This window comes from Herminiimonas sp., from assembly GCF_030645555.1.
GTDB lineage: Bacteria > Pseudomonadota > Gammaproteobacteria > Burkholderiales > Burkholderiaceae_D > Oxalicibacterium.
In genome coordinates this window covers 1-1,442 of record NZ_JAUSME010000324.1, presented here as the reverse complement: position 1 = coordinate 1,442, position 1,442 = coordinate 1, and the positions used below count along the sequence as shown (strand labels likewise).

Sequence of the window (1,442 nt, the reverse complement as noted above, 5' to 3'; positions counted from 1 at the left end):
ATGAAGAAATTGGTGGCGTATTCTTCCATCGCGCACATGGGTTTCGTCACCCTGGGTTTCTTCATCTTCAATGAGCTGGGCATGTCCGGCGGCCTGGTGCAGATGATTGCCCACGGCTTCGTGTCGGGCGCCATGTTCCTTTGCATCGGCGTACTGTATGACCGCGTGCACTCGCGCCAGATCGCCGATTACGGCGGCGTCGTCAACGTCATGCCCCGTTTTGCGACTTTCTTCGTGCTGTTCTCGCTGGCCAATGCGGGCTTGCCGGCGACGTCGGGCTTCATCGGCGAGTTCATGGTGATCCTGGGTGGCGTGCAGTTCAATTTCTGGATCGGATTGCTGGCGGCCACCGCACTGATCCTGGGTGCAGCCTATTCGCTATGGCTGGTCAAGCGGGTCATATTCGGCGAAGTGGCGCATCCGCATGTCGCTGCGCTGCAGGACCTGAACGGACGTGAATTCCTGATGCTGGGCCTGCTCGCGATTGCCGTGCTCGCGATGGGCATATGGCCGGCGCCGTTTACCGACGCACTGCAGATTTCGGTTGGCGACCTGCTCAAGCACGTTTCCGTTTCCAAGTTGGCCCCGTAGTCGACGCCAATCGCAACCAAACGCACACATGAACAACCTGAACCTGGCTCCGCTTTACCCCGAGATCGTTCTGCTGGTCGCCACTTGCGCGATCTTGCTGATCGACATGTTCCTGCCACCGGCCCGGCGCATCGTCACTTATTGGCTGTCGCTGGCAACGCTGGTTGTTTGCGCTGGCCTGACCTTCGCCGATTTCAGCGCCGGGACCACCACCTACCTGTTCCGCAACATGTTCGTTTCGGATCCGATGGCCAACCTGCTCAAGCTGTTCTCTTACCTTGCAGTCGGCCTGACGCTGATCTATTCGCGCCAGTACACCACGCAGCGGGACATGCTCAGCGGCGCCCTGGGTGGTGAATTCTATGTTCTGGCGCTGTTCTCGCTGCTGGGCCAGATGGTGATGATCTCCGGGAATAACTTCCTGATCATTTACCTGGGGCTGGAGCTGATGTCGCTGTCCTTGTATGCCCTGGTCGCCATGCGGCGCAACCACGCCGTCTCGACCGAAGCAGCGATGAAGTACTTCGTGCTGGGCGCGATGGCGTCGGGCTTCCTGTTGTACGGCATCTCGATGCTGTACGGCGCCACCGGGTCGCTGGACCTGGCTGAAGTGTCGCGGGTTGCGGCCTCGGGCGCAGTCAACCGTACCGTGCTGGTGTTCGGCATCATTTTCGTGGTCGCCGGCCTGGCGTTCAAGCTGGTGGCGGCGCCGTTCCACATGTGGGCGCCCGACGTATACCAGGGTTCGCCGACCTCGGTGACCTTGCTGATTGCCGGTGCCCCCAAGCTGGCGGCGTTCGCCATCTGCATCCGTTTGCTGGTGGAAGGCGTGTGGGCGCTGGCAATCGACT

At 60.7% G+C, this 1,442-nt stretch carries 2 protein-coding genes; both read left to right on the top strand.

All coding sequences use genetic code 11. The features are described 5' to 3' along the window. Positions 1-591: proton-conducting transporter membrane subunit (locus Q7T06_RS12200; protein WP_304785058.1), on the top strand; the 591-nt coding region annotated here is incomplete at its 5' end. A gap of 28 nt (positions 592-619) precedes the next feature. Beyond that, positions 620-1,442 (top strand): NADH-quinone oxidoreductase subunit N (locus Q7T06_RS12195; protein ID WP_304785056.1); only part of this gene is annotated, 823 nt, incomplete at its 3' end.